19 protein-coding genes are annotated in these 19732 nt (G+C 62.6%); 6 read left to right on the plus strand and 13 right to left on the minus strand.

Translation table 11 applies throughout. The features are described from left to right. Window positions 1-10: 10 nt before the first annotated feature. The 4 genes from ACFSUD_RS15660 to ACFSUD_RS15675 form a co-directional block, all read right to left on the minus strand. Entirely contained in the window at window positions 11-772 is a 762-nt protein-coding gene (locus ACFSUD_RS15660; RefSeq protein WP_386375446.1) for a glycerophosphodiester phosphodiesterase family protein, read from the minus strand. After that, window positions 769-1227, minus strand: coding sequence for a RidA family protein (locus ACFSUD_RS15665; RefSeq protein ID WP_386375447.1), 459 nt, complete (start codon window positions 1225-1227; stop codon window positions 769-771). The genes ACFSUD_RS15660 and ACFSUD_RS15665 overlap by 4 nt, the downstream gene beginning before the upstream one ends. A gap of 72 nt (window positions 1228-1299) precedes the next feature. Further along, window positions 1300-2610, minus strand: coding sequence for an HlyD family type I secretion periplasmic adaptor subunit (locus ACFSUD_RS15670; protein WP_386375498.1), 1311 nt, complete (start codon window positions 2608-2610; stop codon window positions 1300-1302). Window positions 2611-2612: 2 nt separating this feature from the next. Continuing rightward, complete coding sequence (locus tag ACFSUD_RS15675; RefSeq protein ID WP_386375448.1) at window positions 2613-4349, minus strand: type I secretion system permease/ATPase; 1737 nt, start codon at window positions 4347-4349, stop codon at window positions 2613-2615. 143 nt (window positions 4350-4492) lie between these two features. On the opposite strand from ACFSUD_RS15675, the gene ACFSUD_RS15680 reads away from it, so the two are divergent. Continuing rightward, on the plus strand, window positions 4493-5242 hold the full coding sequence (locus tag ACFSUD_RS15680; protein ID WP_386375449.1) for an MlaA family lipoprotein: 750 nt from the start codon (window positions 4493-4495) through the stop codon (window positions 5240-5242). Beyond that, complete coding sequence (locus ACFSUD_RS15685; protein ID WP_386375450.1) at window positions 5220-5828, plus strand: MlaC/ttg2D family ABC transporter substrate-binding protein; 609 nt, start codon at window positions 5220-5222, stop codon at window positions 5826-5828. The genes ACFSUD_RS15680 and ACFSUD_RS15685 overlap by 23 nt, the downstream gene beginning before the upstream one ends. Before the next feature lie 23 nt (window positions 5829-5851). Here ACFSUD_RS15685 and ACFSUD_RS15690 read toward each other — a convergent pair whose 3' ends face one another. Further along, the gene (locus tag ACFSUD_RS15690) at window positions 5852-8107 is read right to left on the minus strand and encodes a transglycosylase domain-containing protein (RefSeq protein ID WP_386375451.1); all 2256 of its coding nucleotides are present in this window, start codon (window positions 8105-8107) and stop codon (window positions 5852-5854) included. A gap of 369 nt (window positions 8108-8476) precedes the next feature. Between ACFSUD_RS15690 and amt the strand changes: the two genes are divergently transcribed. Next, window positions 8477-9781 carry an ammonium transporter gene (gene amt / locus ACFSUD_RS15695; protein WP_386375452.1) on the plus strand — a complete coding sequence of 435 codons (1305 nt, stop codon included), beginning with the start codon at window positions 8477-8479 and terminating at the stop codon, window positions 9779-9781. A 76-nt stretch (window positions 9782-9857) separates the two neighbouring features. On the opposite strand, the gene ACFSUD_RS15700 is transcribed toward amt, so the two are convergent. The 3 genes from ACFSUD_RS15700 to smpB form a co-directional block, all read right to left on the minus strand. Next, window positions 9858-11042 (minus strand): amino acid aminotransferase, encoded by a 1185-nt coding sequence (locus tag ACFSUD_RS15700; protein ID WP_386375453.1) that lies wholly within the window; start codon window positions 11040-11042, stop codon window positions 9858-9860. After that, the gene (gene sseA, locus ACFSUD_RS15705; protein WP_386375454.1) at window positions 11042-11896 is read right to left on the minus strand and encodes a 3-mercaptopyruvate sulfurtransferase; all 855 of its coding nucleotides are present in this window, start codon (window positions 11894-11896) and stop codon (window positions 11042-11044) included. Before sseA ends, ACFSUD_RS15700 begins: the two co-directional genes overlap by 1 nt. A 123-nt stretch (window positions 11897-12019) precedes the next feature. Beyond that, complete coding sequence (smpB, locus tag ACFSUD_RS15710) at window positions 12020-12508, minus strand: SsrA-binding protein SmpB (protein ID WP_386375455.1); 489 nt, start codon at window positions 12506-12508, stop codon at window positions 12020-12022. A 160-nt stretch (window positions 12509-12668) separates the two neighbouring features. On the opposite strand from smpB, the gene ACFSUD_RS15715 reads away from it, so the two are divergent. Continuing rightward, window positions 12669-13454 (plus strand): SGNH/GDSL hydrolase family protein, encoded by a 786-nt coding sequence (locus ACFSUD_RS15715; protein ID WP_386375456.1) that lies wholly within the window; start codon window positions 12669-12671, stop codon window positions 13452-13454. A 9-nt stretch (window positions 13455-13463) separates the two neighbouring features. Here ACFSUD_RS15715 and ACFSUD_RS15720 read toward each other — a convergent pair whose 3' ends face one another. Next, the gene (locus tag ACFSUD_RS15720) at window positions 13464-14282 is read right to left on the minus strand and encodes a sulfotransferase family protein (protein WP_386375457.1); all 819 of its coding nucleotides are present in this window, start codon (window positions 14280-14282) and stop codon (window positions 13464-13466) included. A gap of 143 nt (window positions 14283-14425) precedes the next feature. On the opposite strand from ACFSUD_RS15720, the gene ACFSUD_RS15725 reads away from it, so the two are divergent. Both ACFSUD_RS15725 and ACFSUD_RS15730 read left to right on the plus strand, forming a co-directional pair. Then, window positions 14426-16003, plus strand: coding sequence for a DUF5928 domain-containing protein (locus ACFSUD_RS15725; protein WP_386375458.1), 1578 nt, complete (start codon window positions 14426-14428; stop codon window positions 16001-16003). Window positions 16004-16013: 10 nt separating this feature from the next. Then, window positions 16014-16394 carry a histidine triad nucleotide-binding protein gene (locus ACFSUD_RS15730; protein ID WP_386375459.1) on the plus strand — a complete coding sequence of 127 codons (381 nt, stop codon included), beginning with the start codon at window positions 16014-16016 and terminating at the stop codon, window positions 16392-16394. A 22-nt stretch (window positions 16395-16416) separates the two neighbouring features. Here the strand turns inward: ACFSUD_RS15730 and ACFSUD_RS15735 are convergent, their stop codons facing one another. The 4 genes from ACFSUD_RS15735 to ACFSUD_RS15750 all read right to left on the minus strand — a co-directional run bounded on the left by ACFSUD_RS15735 (window position 16417) and on the right by ACFSUD_RS15750 (window position 19663). Beyond that, window positions 16417-17046, minus strand: a complete 630-nt coding sequence (locus tag ACFSUD_RS15735) for a DUF1523 family protein (protein ID WP_386375460.1) — start codon at window positions 17044-17046, stop codon at window positions 16417-16419. 11 nt (window positions 17047-17057) lie between these two features. Beyond that, window positions 17058-17324 (minus strand): hypothetical protein, encoded by a 267-nt coding sequence (locus tag ACFSUD_RS15740; RefSeq protein ID WP_386375461.1) that lies wholly within the window; start codon window positions 17322-17324, stop codon window positions 17058-17060. 219 nt (window positions 17325-17543) lie between these two features. After that, window positions 17544-18752: an aminopeptidase P family protein gene (locus tag ACFSUD_RS15745; RefSeq protein ID WP_386375462.1), complete on the minus strand. Its 1209-nt coding sequence runs from the start codon at window positions 18750-18752 to the stop codon at window positions 17544-17546. Between the two features lie 119 nt (window positions 18753-18871). Then, window positions 18872-19663: an alpha/beta hydrolase gene (locus ACFSUD_RS15750; protein ID WP_386375463.1), complete on the minus strand. Its 792-nt coding sequence runs from the start codon at window positions 19661-19663 to the stop codon at window positions 18872-18874. Between the last annotated feature and the right edge of the window lie 69 nt (window positions 19664-19732).

Raw genomic sequence — 19732 nt, forward strand, 5'->3', positions numbered from 1 at the left:
GCAGCGCCGATCAAGCATCGAGGGCGGGAAGATAGCCCTCGAAGGTGACGTTGTCGGCAATTTGCCGCGCCTTGCGCTCCTCTTCCGCCGAGCGAATGGTCCAGCAGCAGACGAAAGCGCCCTGCTCCTTCAGTTCGCGAACCCGGGAGCGTGACAGGTCATCCGCCTCATGGCTGATGAAACAGGCATCGACGCGATCATAATCCGGCACCTCGCGCAGCCGGTCGCGGGTCGCTTGCGGCAGCGGCCAATCCTCGCGCCGATAGGCGCTGGTGACCAATCCGCGGGGCAGATCGGGCCGCAGCGCGGCCATTTTCGCCACGCTGTGCGGATTGAACGACATCATCGCGACATCGCCCCGATACTCCGACAGCGCCTCCGCGGTAGCCTGTTCGAGCGCGCCCGTATCGGGCCCCATGCCGCCGTCCTGGTCCTTGAGCTCGATAAGCAGCGGCACCTGTCCTGCGATCAGCTCGAGCGCTTCCGCAAGGTCAGGAATGGTCTCGGCACCGCCCCTGAGCGGGATAGCAGCGAGGTCAGCCCGCGAGCGCAGCCGCACCGAGCCGGAGACCCCGGTCAGGCGTTCAAGCCCGTAGTCGTGAAACACCATCGCCGCCCCGTCGGCGCTGAGCTGGAGGTCGATCTCGATACCATAGCCCGCCGCGATCGCCGCGCGGATGGCCGCGCGGCTGTTCTCCGGCCGACCATCCGTTACGTCATGTAGACCGCGATGCGCGAAGGGCAGCTTGCGAAAGCTTGCCGGGACCTTCATTCGACTTCAAAGATACCTTCGATCTCCACCGCGACGCCCAGCGGCAATGCCGCTGCCGAAACGGCTGACCGGGCATGGCGTCCGGCATCGCCCAGCGCCTCGACGAGAAAGTCCGACGCGCCGTTGATCACCTTCGGCTGATCGGTGAAATCAGGTCCGGAATTGACAAATCCGGTCAGCTTCACCACCCGCACGAGCTTGTCGATATCCCCGCCGCAGGCCGCCGCGACCTGCGCCAGGAGGCTGATCGCACATTGCCGCGCGGCGGCGGCGCCCGCCGTCACGTCCAGATCGGACCCGACCTTGCCCGTGATCAGACCCTCCGAATTGCTGGAGATCTGGCCCGAGACATGGACCAGATTGCCGACTTTCACGAAGGGCACGTAATTGGCCGCCGGGGCCGGCGCATCGGGCAGGCTTACGCCCAGTTCTTCAAGACGTGCGGAGATGCTCATTGTGATTATCCTTCGGCAGGTTGTTCCTGCCCGGACGCTAGCGGGGAAGCTGTCAGACCGAAAGGGGCCTGATCAACTTTCCCGGAACGCCCGGACAAAATAATCCGTCATCGGCTTGAGCAGATAGGCCATCGGACTGCGGTCACCGGTACGGATGAACGCCTCGACCGGCATCCCCGGCAGCAGCACCGTTCCGGTCGCCAGCTTCTGCACCTCGCCGGGCTTGAGCATGATCTCGGCCCGGTAATAGGTCTGACCGCTCGCCTCGTCCTCCAGCGCATCCGCGGAGATCTGCAAGACCTCGCCGACGAGCTCCGGCGTCGTGCGACTGTCGAGCGCAGATAGCCTGAGATTGACCTGCTGGCCGACCACGATCTGGTCGATATGGATCGGCTGCACCCGTGCCGCGATCACCAGTGGCCGATCCTGCGGCACCAGGAACATCAGCGGTTCTGCCGCCCGCACCACGGAGCGCGGCGTCTGTACCTTCAGCGAATAGACAATGCCGGAGACCGGGGCGCGAATGTCGAGCCTGTCGATCTCCACCCGCAGCGCATTGCGCTGTTCGACCAGTTCAAGCTCCCGGTAGCGCAGGTCGCGCAGCTCCGTGATCGCTTCCTCGCGCCGTGCCGTGGCAAGCTTCAGGATCTCGATATCCGTCTCGGTTACCCGCCCCTCGGCCTGCGCCTTCGACGCGGCCAGCTCGCCGATTTGCCCGCTCAACCGCGCCTGTTCGCGTTGCAGGTTCAGCACGGTCGTGGCCTGTGCCAAGCCGCGGTCCAGAAGGGATTGCTGGCTGCCGAGCTCCTGCTCGATCAGCTCTAGCTGCCGCCCCAACGCAGTTTCCTGCGCAGTCACCCCCTCGATCTGGTTGACGATCTGACCCCGGCGCTTGCCCAGCTGCTCGATATTGCGGTCCACGGTCGCCTGACGCGCCTCGAAAAGGTTGGTCTGGCCGTCCATCAATTCCTCGAGCGTAGGGTTCTGCCTTCCCGCCTCGATCAGCTCCTCGTCGAACTCGATAGTCCCGCTCTCATCGCGTTCCGCCTCGAGCCGCGCGCGCCGCGCCATCAGCTCGTAAAGCTGCCCCTCGATAATCGTGAGCTGCGACTTGAGCTGCTGCGCATCGAGCCGGATCAGGCTGTCGCCCGCTTCGACGGTATCGCCCTCCTTGACGAGAATCTCATCGACCGTGCCGCCGGTCTCGTGCTGGATCACCTGACGGTTACGCTCGACCTCGAAACGTCCCGAGGCGACGACCGCCCCGGCGATATTCGTGGCCACCGCCCAGGTGCCGAAGCCCCCGACCAGCACCAGCAGACCGACAAAGCCGAACACGACCGGCTTCCATGCGCTCCAGCGCTTGTCGTTGGATTTCTTCATATTCATGAAACACCGCCTGAATCGGCAGGGGTCTGCCGGATTTCCCTATGATTTTTCACCGTTCCGGCCAGGACCTCGTCCTTGGGCCCGAACGCCATGCGCATACCGGAATCGAGCACCAGCAACGTGTCGCACTCCTGGATCGCCGAGGGCCTGTGCGCCATGATGAGCACCGAGCGGCCGCGCGACTTCATCTCGCGGATCGCGTGGTTCAGGGCCTGCGAACCGGTGTTGTCGAGATTCGCGTTGGGCTCGTCGAGCACCACAATCACCGGATCGTCATATAGCGCTCGCGCCAGCCCGATCCGCTGGATCTGCCCGCCCGAGAGTCGGACCTGACCGGCGCGAATCTGCGTGTCATAGCCATCCGGCAGTTCGAGGATCATCCTGTGCGCCGCTGCCATCTTCGCCGCGGCCACGACCTTGGCATCGTCAGGACGGGTGGAGAGCCGCGCGATATTCTCCGCAATGGTGCCATCGAAAAGCTGCACTCGCTGCGGCAGATAGCCGATATGCTGACCCAGGGTTTCCGGCCCGTAATGGTCGAGCGCCGCGCCATCGAGCCGGACATAGCCTCCCGCCGGGGGCCAGACCCCGGTCAGGGTCCGCGCCAGCGTGGTTTTGCCCGCGCCCGAAGGACCGATCACCCCGACCGCCTCGCCGGGCTTGATTTCGAAATTCACTGATTTCAGCGAGGCCTGCTTCTCTCCCGGCGGCACGACGGTAAGGTTCTTGGCAACCAGTCGGGCGGCGGGTTTCGGCAGTTCCGTGCGCCGAGGCTCCTCGGGCACCATGCCGAGCAATTCCGCAAGGTTGTTCCAGCCCGCGACCCCGCGCTGCACCACGGCCCATTGGTTGAGGGCCATCTCCACTGGCGCCAGCGCCCGGCCGAGCAGGATCGAACCCGCGATCATCGCACCGGCGGTCATCTCGTCCTGCAGCACCAGCCAGGCGCCCAGGCCGAGCATTGCCGATTGCAGGAACAGCCGCAGCGTCTTGGTCATCGATGCAAAGCTGCCACCAATATCAGTCGCGTGGACCTGTTTCTCGAGCGCCTCGCTGCGCGACACTTGCCAGCGGTCGAATGCCGCCTTGCCCATGCCCATCGCCTGCACCAGCTCCGCCTCGGTGCGCAGCTGGTCCGACATCGCTCCGGCAGCGCGTCCGGCCACACCGGCTCGGGCCTGGCTGTCGCGGGACAGGCGCTGGTTGGCAATGGTGATTATCACCAGCACCGCTGCGCCGAGCACCGCGGTCCAGCCGAGCAGCGGATGGAAAATGAAGATCGCCGCGAAAAAGATCGGCGTCCAGGGAATGTCGAAGGCGGCCATCAGAACCGGCGACGTGATCAGCCGCTGTACCGATTCGAGATCTGCCAGACCGGCGGCGGTCTTGGCGTCCGGCGCCACGGAGGATTTGCGGATCACCGCATCGAAGACGCGGCGCTCGAGATCGGATTGGAAGCGCGCCCCGACGCGCGCCATGATCCGCCCGCGGGTGTAATCGAGCACGCCCATCACGCCATAGAGAAATACCACCAGGATCGACAGGGCGATCAGGGTCTCCTGCGAGCCCGAACCGAGCACCCGGTCATAGACCTGCAGCATGTACATCGGCCCGGTCAGCATCAACAGGTTGGCAAACAGGCTGAACAGACCCACTGTCCAATAGAGCGAACGGCTACGCCGCCGGACGGCGCGCAGCTCCTCAAGCCCACGTTTCACAAAAGCATCGCGCATCAGCATCTTTCCGCTTGTATTTCAGCCCCAGACGGGCTCCGGTGTCACCCAAGTGCCACAATCAGGCAAACACCTGTTGCTTAACCAATTGCTAAATTCCTAAAACTCGTACCATCCATAAGTGCCTCGACAAGGATTATCCATTGTTTGTTCGAAAGCCATCCGCGGCCATCGCCCGTGGTATCCTCTGCGCTGTCGCAGCCCTGAGCATCGCGGCGTGTAGTAGCGCGCCGAACCCCAGTACACAACCGGGGGTCCATGATCCGTTCGAGGCACAGAATCGCAAGGTTCACGCATTTAACAAGTCGCTGGCCGGAAAAGGAAAAGGCGGCGGTCTGGCGCGGGCGGTCCCCGAGGAATTCCAGCATGTGATTCACAATGTGGCGGAAAACCTCTCATTGCCGCAGGCCGCGGTGAACGCCCTGCTGCAGGGGAATCTGCGCGGCACCGGCCTCGCCACCTATCGTTTCGCGGTCAATACGGTTGTCGGCATCGGCGGCATCGCCGATGTTGCCAGCGAATTCGGCGTGCCGGAATACGAGACCGATTTCGGCGAGACCCTCCATGTCTGGGGCGTCGGCGAAGGCGCCTATCTCGAGCTGCCCTTCTTCGGTCCCTCGACCCAGCGTGACACGGCCGGACGGGTGGTGGACCTGTTCACCAACCCGCTGTCCTACCGGCTCGATTCGCCGGAAAAATATGTCGGCACTGTCACCGGCCTCACCGACAAGGCGCTGAAGAACAGTCGCCGCGGCCCGGCCATCCGCCAGGTGCTGAACAACAGCGCCGACAGCTACGCCCAGGCGAGACTGATCTATCTGCAAAAACGCCGCCACGAATTACAGCGCGGCGAAGACCGGGTGATGACCTATGACGATCCCTATGCTGAATGATTCCTATCGCCGTTCACTGATTACCGGCGCGCTCGCCTGGGGGTTCTGCGCGCGCCCGGCCATGGCGATCACCGAGACCGAAGCCACCGGCTTCATCGCGCGGCTCGTTGCGGATATCGACAGGGTGATCGCCGCGGGTGGCAGCGAAGCGGCGATGATCGAGAGATTCGAAAGCCTGTTCATCCGCTATGCCGATGTGGAAATCATGGGGCAATATGCTCTCGGGGTCGATGGGCGGAGCGCCAGCGCGGCGCAGAAACGCGCCTTCAACGCGGCCTTTTCGCGCTATATCTCGCGCAAATACGGCGGCCGTTTCCGCCAGTTCATCGGCGGACGGATCGAGATCGAAGGCGCGCGGCGGATCAAGCCCGGGTATGAGATCACCACGACCGCCCATCTCAAGGGCGAAAGCCCGATCGAGGTGATCTTTCTGGTCTCCGACAAATCCGGGCAAGGTCAGTTCTTCAATATGTTCATCGAGGGCGTGAACCTGCTGCTGACGGAACGGGCCGAGATCGGGGCGATGCTCGACCGGCACGGCGGCAATATCGACAAGATGACCGCTGATCTGGTCAAGGCGGGCTGAGAGCCCGACCTCAACCTTTCCCCTCAGCGGTTCCCGGCCTGCGGCGCAGGTCCCCCGCTGCCGGAGCCGCCCCCGCCTCCGAAAATATCCCGCAACACCTGATCGATGATCGAATCGCTCCGGCCGCGCCCGCTGTTGCTCGGCTGCGGCGCCGGTGTCGGCGCCTGAGGCTGCTCGGTTCCGGCCATGCCGCTCGGCGGCGCGGGGCGGGCCATCGGCAGATCCTTCGGCGGCACATTCTCGTGAATCCTGCTCATCGCCTCGCGCCAGATTTCGGCAGGCAGGCCGCCGCCGGTCACGCCCTTGAGCGGCGTGTTGTCATCATAGCCCATCCAGACACCGGCCACGTAATCCGCCGAGAAGCCGATGAACCACGCGTCCTTGGCTGCGGAGGTCGTGCCGGTCTTGCCCGCCAATTGCCGTCCGTCGAACTTCGCGCGGCTACCGGTGCCTTCGGAAACGACCTTTTCCATCATGTAGACGAGCTGTCGCGCCGCTTCTTCCTGAATCACCCGCTCACCGATCCCGCCGCCCGTACCCATCAGCGGCTCCTGCTCGCCCAGAAGGCGCAGATCTATCAGCCCATAGGGCGTAACCGATGAGCCGCCGTTGAGGATCCCCGCATAGGCGCCGGTCATCTCCAGCAACGTGCTTTCGGAAGCCCCGAGCGCCAGTGCCGGACCGGCGGCCAGATCGCTCTTGATGCCGAATTGCGTTGCTACCTGGCTGACGAGCTCGCGCCCGACACTCTCGGAGACCTTCACCGCGGGGATGTTCAGCGAATTCTTCAGGGCGTCGGTCAGTGTGACCATACCCTTGAAGCCTCTTGTGTAATTCTTCGGACACCAGCGCCCGGACCCCGCGATGTCGATGCAATAGGGCGCATCCTCGATCAGGTCATCGGGCGAATATCCCAGATCGAGCGCAGCGGCATAGACAAAAGGTTTGAACGCCGAGCCGGTCTGGCGCAGCGCCTGGGTCGCGCGGTTGAACGCCCCGGCGACCTTGGTCTTGCGACCGCCGACCATGGCGCGCACGGCCCCGTCGGCGGACATCACCACGATTGCCGCCTGCGCCTTGGAGCCATCCCGCACCTTGTTCTCGAATACCCACTTCAGCCCTGCTTCGGCGGCGCGCTGGATGTTCTGGTCGAACGTGGTCTTGATGATCACATCCTCTGTCGTGTTCCGGGTGAAAAATTCCGGCCCCGAGGACATTACCCAATCGGCGAAATAGCCCCCCGCCTCGGCCTCCGCCGCTTCGGAAAGCGCCGCTGGATTGGCCAGGGCGTCCTCGGCCTGGGCGCGGGTCAGATAGCCCTGATCGCGCATCAATCCGATTACCGTCGCGGCGCGGTTCTGCGAACGGTCGAGATTGTTGGTCGGCGACAGGGTGGTAGGCGCGGTCAGCAGACCGGCGAGCATCGCGCCCTCGGCGGGGTTCACCGCGGCGGCAGGCTTGCCGAAGAACCGCTGCGCCGCGGCCTCCGCGCCGAAGGCCCCGCCGCCCATATAGGCGCGATTAAGATAGATCGACAGGATGTCGTCCTTGGAATACTTGGCCTCCATCGCCATGGCGAAAAGCGCTTCCTTGCCCTTGCGCTGCAGCGAGGAGCGGCGACACTCGGCCTCGTACTCGCGCTCGGTCATACCGGAGGAAGCATCATAGGGCTCGCCAAGGCAAAGCAGCTTGGCCACCTGCTGCGTGATGGTCGAACCGCCATGACCCTGGAGCGCACCGCGGCCTTCGGAAAGGTTGATCTTGATCGCCGAAGCGATACCGCGCGGGCTGACACCGAAATGCTTGTAGAACCGCTTGTCTTCGGTGGCGACGACCGCATTCTTCAGATGCGGGGAGACGCTCTGGGCTGTCACGACCCCGCCAAACTGATCGCCGCGCCAGGCAAAGACGTCGCCTTCGCGGTCCAGCATCGTCACCGATCCGCGCGCCCGTCCGTCGAGCAACGCCTCAAGCGGTGGCAGCGTGGTATAGATATAGCCCACGCTGATCCCGAGCACGATCGCCACCACCGCGCCGACGCGCCAGGTTATTTTCCAGATCAACCGCAGGAACCAGGCGACCAGCGCGCTCAGCATCCCGATCGGCCCGCCACGCCTCTGCCGCCGATTGGCGCCGCGCCGTCGCGTCGGCGCGGCTTTGTTGGCGGTCCGCTTTGTTGCGGTCTTCTTGGCGGTCGCTTTCTGGGCCAACGCCTTGCGCTTGCCGCCGTAACGTTTGTCCGCCACCAAGGGACGTTTGCGCTTGGATGAATCGCTCATGATCTGGCCTGCCCGGCTTTATTCTTGTTCATCTTACCCCGCCTGCCCGAGATTGCCGGGCACCGCAAGTCCCCTTGGCGATGCGAAGATAGCTCAAAGTTTTCGCATTTCCGGCTGACTGCGCAGATTTTGTGCAGTTCCTCCGGCGACAGTTCCGAGATTCACTGCCATGGTCTTCGCGAGCGCGGGAAAGTCGGATTTGCTGCGGGTGCAACATGCACCGGCCTGCCGCCAGACAAAAGGGCTCTCCGCCCCAATCCCGCGACGCGGCAATCCCCCGCTTGCCTCATCGAAGGTCCTGCCGGTGCACCGTTCCGCCAGCTTCGCGCAAACCGACATCGGTAGGGCGCACCTCAAAGGAAAGAGACAATGAGACCAGCGAAATTTCTGTTACCCCCCATTCTTGCGGCGTTCCTGCCCCAATTCGCATGGGCCCAGGATGCCGAGTTTGCGACGCAGGCCGACACCACGTTCATCTTCAATTCACTATTGTTCCTGATCGGTGGCTTCCTGGTGTTCTGGATGGCCGCAGGCTTTGCCATGCTGGAGGCCGGGCTGGTGCGCGCCAAGAATGTCACCACGCAGCTCACCAAGAATGTCGCGCTCTTTGCGCTCGCGGCGATCATGTATTGGTTGATCGGCTATAACTTCATGTATCCCGGCGAGAGCTGGATCATCGCGAATATTCTCGGCACGACCGGCCTCAAGGATATCAAGACCTCCGTGGACGCGGGCGGATATTCGAACGCTTCGGATTTCTTTTTCCAACTGATGTTCTGCGCTACGACCGCCTCGATCGTTTCCGGCACCCTGGCCGAGCGGATCAGACTCTGGCCGTTTCTTGCCTTCGTTGCGGTGCTGACCGGCTTCATCTATCCGGTCGGGGCAAGCTGGCAATGGGGCGGGGGCTTCCTCAGCAAGGCCGGTTTCTCGGATTTCGCCGGTTCGACACTGGTCCATGCCGCAGGCGGCTTCGCGGCTCTGGCCGGGGCCATCGTGCTCGGACCGCGGCTCGGCAAATATACCCGCGAGGGCCGCGTAGTGCCGATGCCCGGGTCCAATCTCGCGCTGGCAACCCTCGGCACCTTCATCCTCTGGCTCGGCTGGTTCGGCTTCAACGGCGCGTCGCAGCTGGCAATGGGCACGATCAGCGATGTCGATGCAGTGGCGCAAATCTTCGCCAATACCAACATGGCGGCTGCGGCCGGGGCGCTGGCGGCGCTCGGGCTGACACAGGCGATCTACCGCAAGGTCGATCTCACTATGGCGCTCAATGGCGCGCTGGCCGGGCTGGTGTCTATCACCGCCGGGCCGCTCGACCCGACACTCTTCGGTGCGCTCTGGATCGGCGCTGTCGGCGGGGCCATCGTGATCTTCGCGGTGCCCCTCCTCGATCGCCTCAAGATCGACGATGTCGTCGGCGCCATTCCGGTGCATCTGCTGGCCGGATTCTGGGGAACCCTCGTCGTGCCGGTCTATACCGCCGATGCGCGTTTCATCACCCAGATCTATGGCTTCGCGATGATCGGGCTCTTCGTTTTCGTGGTGTCGCTGCTGGTCTGGCGTCTGCTAGCCGCGACGATCGGCATTCGGGTCAGCGACGAGAACGAGATCACGGGGCTCGACATGTCCGAGTTGGGTATGGAGGCCTATCCCGAGTTCGCAAGGGGCTGAGCTGCCGCGTCAAAGAGAAAGCCCGCACCGGGGAACGGTGCGGGCTATTGTAATTTGAATGGCACTCGATCCGCGATCAGACCTCGACGTCGATGATCGCTTTCGCCAGCACCGGCACGGTCTCGTCGTTCAACCCGGCGATATTCATCCGGCTGTCTCCGACCATGTAGATCCCGTGTTCGACGCGCAGCGCCTCGACCTTGTCCGGCGAGGTGCCGAGCCGCGAGAACATGCCGCGATGCTGGGCCAGGAAGGCGAAGCGATCGGAGCCCGAGAGCCGCTGAAGCTCATCCGCCAACTGGCGACGCAGACCGAGCATCGTGTTCCGCACCGCTTCGAGCTCCTCCTGCCAATCCTGGCGCAGCGCCGGGTCGGTCAGGATCGTCGAGACAATCCGCGCGCCATGGTCCGGTGGAAAGCTGAAGTTCTGCCGGTTCAGGAAGGCCAGCGTCCCCTGATTCAGGGTCTGCGCCGAAGCATCGGCGGAAATCACCATCAGCAATCCGGTCCGCTCACGATAGATGCCGAAATTTTTCGAGCAACTGGCCACGATCAGACATTCCGGCACCGCTGCTGCAACCTTGCGGGTGGCGGCAGCATCCTGCTCCAGCCCCTCGCCGAAGCCCTGATAGGCGATGTCGATCATCGGAATAGCGCCGGTCGCGAGCAGAACCTCGATCACCGCGTCCCATTCCACCGGATTGAGATTGGCACCGGTCGGATTGTGACAGCACCCGTGCAGCAGCACCACGTCGCCCTTCTGCACCTGTTTCAGATCCTCGAGCATGCCGTCGAGATCGACACCCCGGCTCGCTTCATCGAAATACCGATAGGACACCGCTTCGATCCTGACATAATCAAGGATCGAAAGATGGTTCGGCCAGGTCGGATCGGAGACAAAGACCCGCGCCTCCGGATTGGCCATGCGGATCAACTCGAACGCTTGGCGTACGGCCCCGGTCCCGCCCGGGGTCGCCGCGGCGGCGATCTTGTCACGTGCCACGGCATCTGCGAGCACCAAATCGATCATCGCATCGGCAAAAGCCGGATGACCGGTGAGCCCGGTATAGACCTTGGTGTCCTGGTTTTCCCAGATCCAGTGCTCCGCGGCCTTCACCGCCCGCATTACCGGGGTTAGGCCGGATGCGTCCTTGTAGACACCGACACCGAGATCGACCTTCACGGGCCGCGGATCGTCGCGATACATCTGCATCAGGGCGAGGATCTTGTCGACGGGCTGGGGTTTCAGGGTTTCGAACATCAGGCTTCTCCGGTGGCGACGGGCACGGTGGGGAACATTCCCCATTCCGCCCAGGATCCGTCATAAAGCGACCATTGCGTATGGCCCAACCGCTCGAGCGCCAGCGCCAGGATTGCCGCGGTGACACCGGAGCCGCAGGAGGTAATCACCGGCCGTTCCAGATCGATCCCCGCGGCTTCGAAAACCGCCCGGGTCTCCTCAGGGGTTTTCATCGTCTTGTCTTCGTTCAGCAGCGTCGCGTAGGGCACGTTGCGCGCGCCCGGGATATGGCCGGCCCGCAACCCCTCGCGTGGCTCCGGCGCGTCGCCGCGGAACCGGGCGGGCGAGCGGGCATCGACGATCTGGGGATCGCCGAGCTTGGAGGCATGGGCCACCTGGGTCACGTCGCGCACCAGCTGGTTCTGGAAACGGACGGTCATATGCCGGTCGCGCGGCATCGGCGGCATGTCCTCGGTCGGACGCCCCTCCGCCTGCCATTTCGGGAAACCGCCGTCGAGCACCGCGACGTTCTCCTGCCCCATCAGCCGGAACAGCCACCAGACCCGCGCGGCCGACAGCAATCCGTCGCCGTCATAGACTACCACCTGATGCCCGTCACCAACCCCCATCGCGCGCAGCCGCGACATGAATTTCTCTACCGGCGGCGCCATATGCGGCAGGTCCGAGCGCGCGTCAGAGATTTCCTCGATGTCGAAAAACCGCGCGCCGGCGATATGCGCCTCGTCATATTCCGCCCGCGCGTCGCGCCCCGCATCGGGCAGATACCAGGACGCGTCCAGCAGGCGCAGGTCCGGATCCTTGAGATGTTGTGCAAGCCAGTCGGTCGAGACCAGCGTTTTTGGATCGTCAGCCATGCAAGCACCCTCTGAGAAAAGCTTCGCCCTTGCCTAACCCTGCAGGATCAAGCTGACAAGTCCGGCCTGCCGGGACTTACCGCGAAGAGCATTGTATAAAGCGCGGTTCCGGCCTGCTGCGGACTAGCGGTTTTCCTTCAGCAGCCGGGCTTTCTGACGGGACCAGTCCCGCTTGGCCGACGTTTCGCGCTTGTCATGATGCTTCTTGCCCTTGGCAATGCCGATCTTGATCTTGGCCATGCCGCGATGATTGAAATACATCACCAACGGCACGAGGGTCATGCCCTTTCGCTGCGTCGCGTTCCAAAGGTCCGCCAATTGTTTGCGCGATACCAGTAGCTTGCGACGGCGACGCTCTTCATGACCGAAGGTCTTGGCCTGTTTGTAAGGCGCGACATAGCTGTTCACGAGCCACAATTCCCCATCCTCTACCGCCGCATAGCTTTCGGCGATATTGGCGCCGCCCTGGCGCAGGGATTTGACCTCGGAACCCTCTAGGATGATCCCGCACTCGAGATCGTCCTCGATCGCATAATCGAACCGCGCACGCCGGTTCTCTGCGATGACCTTGTAGTTCGGGTCCGATTTGGATGCGGATTTTACCTGACTCATGATAAGGATGTAGGCTGGGCCCGCCGCTTGTGCAAGCGGCGCCGTTATTGCCGCGCCGTTCTCAAAGAGCTCCTGTCGCAGGCTGTCGGCTCGTAAATGTCGGAAATACGTTGACCCTACATAAAAATGCCGCGATTTGCGGATTTACCGGCGCAAGGAAATGATACCGATAGCGCTGCTTCACTGGCGCGGCACATCCGGCGATCAGCATCCACCATCGCAATATGACAGCTTCAAAAGGTATAACATGCCGAAAATCCTGCGCCTCTTGTCCGCGACCTTCGTCCTTGCCCTGCTGCTCGCAGGCTGTGGCGAGAGTCCGCGGCAAGCGAAGGGTGCCAAGATCATGACCATGGGGGATTCGCATTTCGCAGCCAATCTCGGGCGCGACAAATCGGTATCCCAGCATATTGAGAAAGCCCTCCGCGTGCCGGTGCTCGATCGTTCGGTCATGGGCGCGCAGATGGATTTTGCCCTGCCGATCTCCGGCGCCCTGGGCATGAGCATTCCCAAGCAATATGTCGCGGGCGATTGGGAATGGGTGGTGCTTAATGGCGGCGGGAATGACCTTTGGATCGGTTGCGGCTGCTTTGCCTGCACCCGAACGATGGCCAAGCTGATCTCGCCGGACGGTGAACGCGGCCAGATCCCCTCGCTTGTGCAGAAGCTGCGCGCCAATCGTGCGCGCGTGATCTACGTCGGCTACCTGCGCAGCCCCGGTTTTGGCTCGCCGATCGAACATTGCCGCGATCTTGGCAATGAAATGGAGCGCCGGGTTGCCGAGATGGCCAAGCGCGATGCCGGTGTGACTTATCTGTCACTACAGGATCTGGTTCCCTACGGCGACAGGTCCTTCCACGCACCCGATCGGATCCACCCTTCGCCCAAGGGCAGCGCCGCGATGGCGCAGCGGATCATCAAGGTGATCAAGGCCGAGGAAGGCTAGTCCGCCCGCTCAATCGCCAAGCTTGGCATGGACCTCATCGAGGTCGATCTCCCCGATCGGCTTCTTGTTGCCTGGATTGTCGAAATCATAACGGAACAGTTCGAAGTCGCGTTTGTAGATCTCGCGCACGAGATGCATCGACAGATCGTCGAAATAATCTTCGACGGGATGCGTGCGCTTCGGCCCGTGACCCTCTGATTCGTTGAACCGCGGGATTGCGGCCAGATCGACAGGATGCGGTGTCTCGATCGCGTCGAGCACCTGCTGCATGCCGCCGTTGAAATCCTCGGTCCAGATGATCCTGTCGTATCGGCCGCCATTGACGATAAAGGTGCTGACATGGCCCGACATGGCCGACCAATGGATATCCGGGTCCATCGGACGCCGCCAACGGATCGTGTCCCGAGCGAACAGCAGGAACCGCCGGAAGCTGGCGATCTGGTCGAAATCCTGCTTTCCGTCCTCGCCCCCGACCTCGATGCCGTATTTCTGCATCAGCTGCGGAACCAGATTCCCACGGTAGCGCCGCCCGTTGCGCTGGATGCCGCAGATCTTGTCGAAGAACGAGCTGAGGATGCGGGTATAGGGGTTACGTACGCAGGTGAAAGCAAAGCTGCGCTGCCCGGTGACATTATCGCTGATCGGCCCCTGCGACTCCTCCAGCGCCCATTTGTGCATGCCCGTTTCCGCATCGTGGATGTCACCGTCAAAGAACGTGCCGTGATCGGAATAGAACATGATCTGACCGATGGTCGAACAGGCGCATTTGGGTACCACACGGTACACCACGCTTTCGCTCTGCGTCATCCAAGTTCCGGGAAATCCCATCTGCCACATGCCTCCTGCTGGCCGGATTGCTTCATGGCGACAATCGGGCCTGCCATAAAAAGCAAAGAAATGCTGTTTATTCAATTGGTCTTCATCATTATCTAGATAGACAGGGAAAGCTTAAGGGATAGTTCGTTTCCGGTATGGCAAAAATCGCCTACATTTTGCTGTGCCACAAGGATCCGGCCGCGATCATCCGGCAGGCCGAACGGCTGACCGCCGCGGGCGATTACATGGCCATCCATTTCGACGCCTCCGCCGACCCGAATCAATACCGTCAGATTCGCAGCGCGCTCGCGGAAAATACCAGCGTGACCTTCGTACGCCGTCGGGTGCGCTGCGGCTGGGGTGAATGGTCCTTGGTCGAGGCGACGCTGCGGGCGGTGCGGGCCGCGCTCGAGGCCTTTCCCCGCGCGACCCACTTCTACATGCTCTCGGGCGATTGCATGGCGATCAAATCGGCCGAATACACCCATCACTTTCTTGACGAGAACGATGCGGATTTCATAGAGAGCTTCGATTACTTCGAAAGCGACTGGATCAAGACCGGCTGGCGCGAGGAGCGGTTGATCTACCGTCACTGGTTCAACGAACGCACGCAGAAGAAACGCTTCTACGCGATGTTCGAACTGCAGAAACGGCTGCGGCTGACCCGCGAGATCCCCGCGGATCTGCAGGTCCAGATTGGCAGCCAATGGTGGTGCCTGCGCCGCAACACGCTGGAAATGCTGTTCGACTTCCTCGAAAACCGCCGCGACGTGACCCGCTTCTTCCGCACCACCTGGATCCCGGATGAGACCTTTTTCCAAACACTGGTGCGCCATCTGATCCCGGAAAACCAGATTCACAACCGCACCCTGACCTTCCTGATGTTCACCGATTACGGCATGCCGGTGACGTTCTACAACGATCATTACGACCTACTGTTGAGCCAGGACTATCTCTTTGCGCGCAAGATTAGCCCCGAGGCGCAGGACCTCAAACGACGCCTTGGCCTGCTCTACGCCGCGGAGGGCGTGCAATTTCAGATCAGCAACGAGGGCCCCAGCCTGTTCCGCTTCCTCTCCGGGCGCGGTCGGATCGGGCGGCGCTTTGCCACGCGGTTCTGGGAGACCGAAAGCACGCTCGGGCGCGAACGCGAATTGCTGATCGTGATCTGCAAGAAATGGCATGTGGCCAAACGGGTGCTGGAACGGATCCGGCAGGTCACGAACATTCCCGCGATCGAATATCTGTTCAACGAGGAGAGCACGCCGCTGCCCGATCTCGGCGGAATCCAGAACACATTGGGAAAGCGCACCCGTCACCGCCGCGCGCTGATGCGGATGCTGTTCGATTACTATGAGACCGACAGGCTGATCGTCTGCATGGATTCCTCCAACATCGATTTGCTGCATGATTTCGCCTCGGACCGATCGATGACGCGATTGCTGGAGATCAATTGCCAGTTCAGCGACGACTACCTGATCGGCCATGCGATGCGCGTCGGCCTCGCCGGAGAGCAGACCCCGCAGGATACGCTGGCCCGCTTGCTGCCGACGATCCGTAACGACATGGTCTTCGAGACCGACCGCATACGCGACGCCAATTTCGAGCATCACAGCCGGATGCGCGAGACCGCCGGGGAGGAGGACAATGCCGAGGCATTGAGCCGCTTCCTCCGGCTCCCGACCGACAAGGCGCGCGAGATCGCCGCCGCCGATCATCTTTTTGCTGACTGAGGAAAAACTGATGGCCTACAGCTACGACGACCAGAATATCTTCGCCAGGATCCTGCGCGGTGAAATCCCCAATGACACGGTGCTGGAAACCGAACACACACTGGCCTTCCGGGACATCCAGCCGCAGGCGCCGGTACATGTGCTGGTGATCCCTAAGGGGGCCTATGTGAGCTATGACCACTTCGCCGCCGAGGCCACGGATGCAGAGATAGCCGACCTCAACCGCGTAATCGCCCGGATCTGCCGCGACGAGGGTGTCAGTCTCGAGAATGGCGAGGGATTCCGGATGATCACCAATGCCGGACGGCATGGCGTTCAGGAAGTGCCGCATATGCATGTGCATATCCTCGGCGGCCGCCCCCTTGGCCGGATGCTCAGCCCGGCTGGCTGAGCCGTGAAGCCCGCCGCGGCGCCTATAGGTTGCGTCGGTGACGCCGCTCTTCGCGCCAGCGTGCGAAGCGACCGCGCCGTTCCGCAAGGTTGTCCTCGATCGCCTCCATCCGCGGATCGATCCGCGCCCGGCGAAAGCGCCGCCAGCGTACCCAGATCGCATAGACCAGCGCCGCCAGCAGGGTCAGGATGAGGATGTTGAGCCAGGGCAGCCCCTTGCCGACCTCCGGCCCCGCAACCGGCTTCAGCGAGACCGCGTTGGGATAGATCGACAGGAATTCGTTGCGCCAGCCGTAATGCTTGAGCGCGACATATTGTGGCGTGCCGGAGGCGGAACGCACGTCGGCGGCCTCGGCCTGCAGGTTGGACGTGTCGAATTTGAAATAGGGCGGCCAGCCCCAGCCGGTATCCTCGTTTCGATAGACCATCACGTCCCCCTTGGCGCGCCGGGTCTGGATGAAGAAGACGTCCCGGTTCACGGCGCTGCCGTCCACGGCCTGCGTCGTATCGGCCCAGAAGATCGAATCGTCGTCGATCCGCTTTTCATAGGTGTCGGTGATCCGCACGATATCGACCTGCGGCAGGGTATAATGGAGAAAGGCGGCCACGAGCAGCCAAAGGGTGATCCAGAATGTCCATTTGATGATCGCCATGGCAGGCTCCTTCAGGAAAAATTCGTCAGGTAGATAATCAGCCCGACCACGAATACGGGCACGACATAGACCCCTAGAAGCAGTTTGCGACGGATGGAAGCATCATATTTCTTCAGCCCGCGCGCGACGAAGGCATCGCGGTCGATCCGTTTCGGCCCCTGTTGCCACTTGCGCCGCAGCCTGTCGCGTCTCAGGGCGCGGGAATAGAGAGACAGACAGAAGTAGATCACGGTCAGAACCAGGAAACCGGCGATGACCAGACGCACGAATCCCAGCATGTTCAAGATCCTCCCGTTCTGCGCGTCGCTGTCGGACACTAAAGACGTTGCAACCTGCAGGACAAGACGGCGCTGGCGAAAAGCTGCGGCGTTCGGGTGGTGAAACGGGTCCGGCGCGGGCCGAAAGAGCGGAAGTGAGGGGCCTGCCCCTCACGCTCCCCGGAGTATTTCCGGCATAAAGAGGCGGCGGGTCGGGGGAAGCCGACCCGCCGCGCAGGCTTAGCCGACGACGTTGAACTCCGGCCCGTAGGGATAGCCGGTGATGTTCTCGTTGCCGTCTTCGTTGATCACCAAGATGTCATGCTCGCGATAGCCGCCCGCGCCCGGATTGCCCTCGCCGATGGTCAGCATCGGCTCCATCGAGATCACCATGCCCGGCTCGAGCACCGTGTCGATGTCCTCGCGCAGTTCCAGACCGGCTTCGCGGCCGTAGAAATGGCTCAAGACGCCGAAGGAATGGCCGTAGCCGAAGGTGCGGTATTGCAGCAGGTCGCGCTCGGCGAAGAAATCGTTGATCTTGTGGGTGACTTCCGCGCAGGACACGCCGGGCTTCAGCAGGCTGATGCCATACTCATGCGCCGCGACGTTGGCTTCCCAGATCTTCAGACTGGCCGGATCGACTTCCTGCACGAACATGGTCCGCTCCAACGCGGTGTAATAGGCCGAGATCATCGGGAAGGTATTGAGCGACAGGATATCGCCGCGCTCGAGCCTGCGCGATGTGACCGGGTTATGGGCGCCGTCGGTGTTGATCCCGGACTGGAACCAGACCCAGCTGTCGCGGTATTCGGCATCCGGGAAGCGCTTGGCAATCTCCAGTTCCATGGCATCGCGTCCGGCCATGGCGATGTCGATCTCGCGGGCGCCGAGCTTGACGGCGTCGCGGATCGCGTAGCCGCCGACATCGGCGACGTTGGCGCCGTGGCGGATCAGCGCAATCTCGGCCTCGGACTTGTGCATCCGCTGGCGCATTGTGGTCTCGAAAAGGTCCACCATGGTCGCGGGCTTGAGGAAATCTTCCATCTTGTCGCGCTGCATCAGCGTCAGGTGGTCGCTCTCGTAGCCGATCACCTTGCCCGGTCCGGTGACCGAAAGGATGGCCCGCCAGTAATTGTCGCGCTGCCAGTCGGTATAGGTGATGTTGTCGGCAAAGCTGCGCCGCCAGGGCTGGCCCGCGTCGATGCCGGCCGAGATGGTGACGCATTCGCTTTCGGTCACGACGAGCCCGTAGGGACGGCCGAAGGAGCAATAGAGGAAGCCCGAATAATAGGCGATGTTGTGCATCGAGGTGAAGACCGCGGCATCGGCGCCGAGGCTCTGCATCCGTTCGCGCAGTTCCGCGAGGCGCGCCTCGTATTCGGCGGCGTCGAAGGGCAGCGGAGATTTTTCACCGTTGTGGAAGCGGTACATGTCAGGGCGGTTGGTCATAAAGACCCTCCTTTTCAGAAAGGTCCCGGCGTGCAGGACGCATGGCCGCTCAATGGAGCGACGCCATCGCCCCGGCCGTGATTATCCATTGCCGCATTTTACGGAACCGATCAAGCGTTTCATTTCAGCCCGAGCAATGCTTTTACCATGGTGCTGTCGGGATCTTGCAGCGCGTCGATGACATCGAAATGATGGCGCCCCTCGACGACCATGTGCTGCGCTCCCCAGACCTTCGCGAAATGCGCCGCCTGTTCGAGGAAAGCCGGACGTTCGTCGCCGCCGACCCAGATCGAGACATTCACACCATGCGGGGGCGCCATGTTGATCGGGCTCTCCGCCTCTGCCTCCGCTGCATCAAGGCGCAATGTCTCGTTCATCGATGTACGCAGCAGCGGCGTCAGATCACCCAGCGGCGAGATCGGCAGGACCTGGGCGATCCGGTCGCGGATATCGGCGGCCAGGATTACCGGATCGGTCATCCGCGCCACCAGATGTCCGCCCGCCGAATGACCGGCCAGCGCCAGCGGTCCCTGGCTGCGCAGGGCGACCGACTCGACCGCCCGGGCGATCTGCCGGGTGATCTGCGAGATCCGCACCTCGGGGCAAAGATCATAGGACGGCATCGCCACGGCCCAGCCGCGCGCCAGCGGCCCGGCGGCGAGATGCGACCAGCTGCTGCGGTCGAAGGATTTCCAATAGCCGCCATGCACGAAAATGACCGTGCCGCGCGACACGCCTTCGGGCTGGAACAGGTCGTAGCATTCCCTCGGCCCCTCCCCATAGGCGACGCCGAGTTCGGCCCGGAACCCCAGCCGCGCACGGAAGGCCGCGGCCTGCTCCTGCCAGCGGGCGGGATATTGCTCCGCTCCGGCGATATGGGCGGCGTTGGCATAGGCGTCATCAAGCGTCATCTTCGTCTTCCTTCGGAACTGCATTCTCAAACTGGAACTGGACAACCATAACCTTTGTGGGTTTGTCTG

It is taken from the genome of Sulfitobacter aestuarii, from assembly GCF_042685005.1.
Classification (GTDB): domain Bacteria; phylum Pseudomonadota; class Alphaproteobacteria; order Rhodobacterales; family Rhodobacteraceae; genus Sulfitobacter; species Sulfitobacter aestuarii.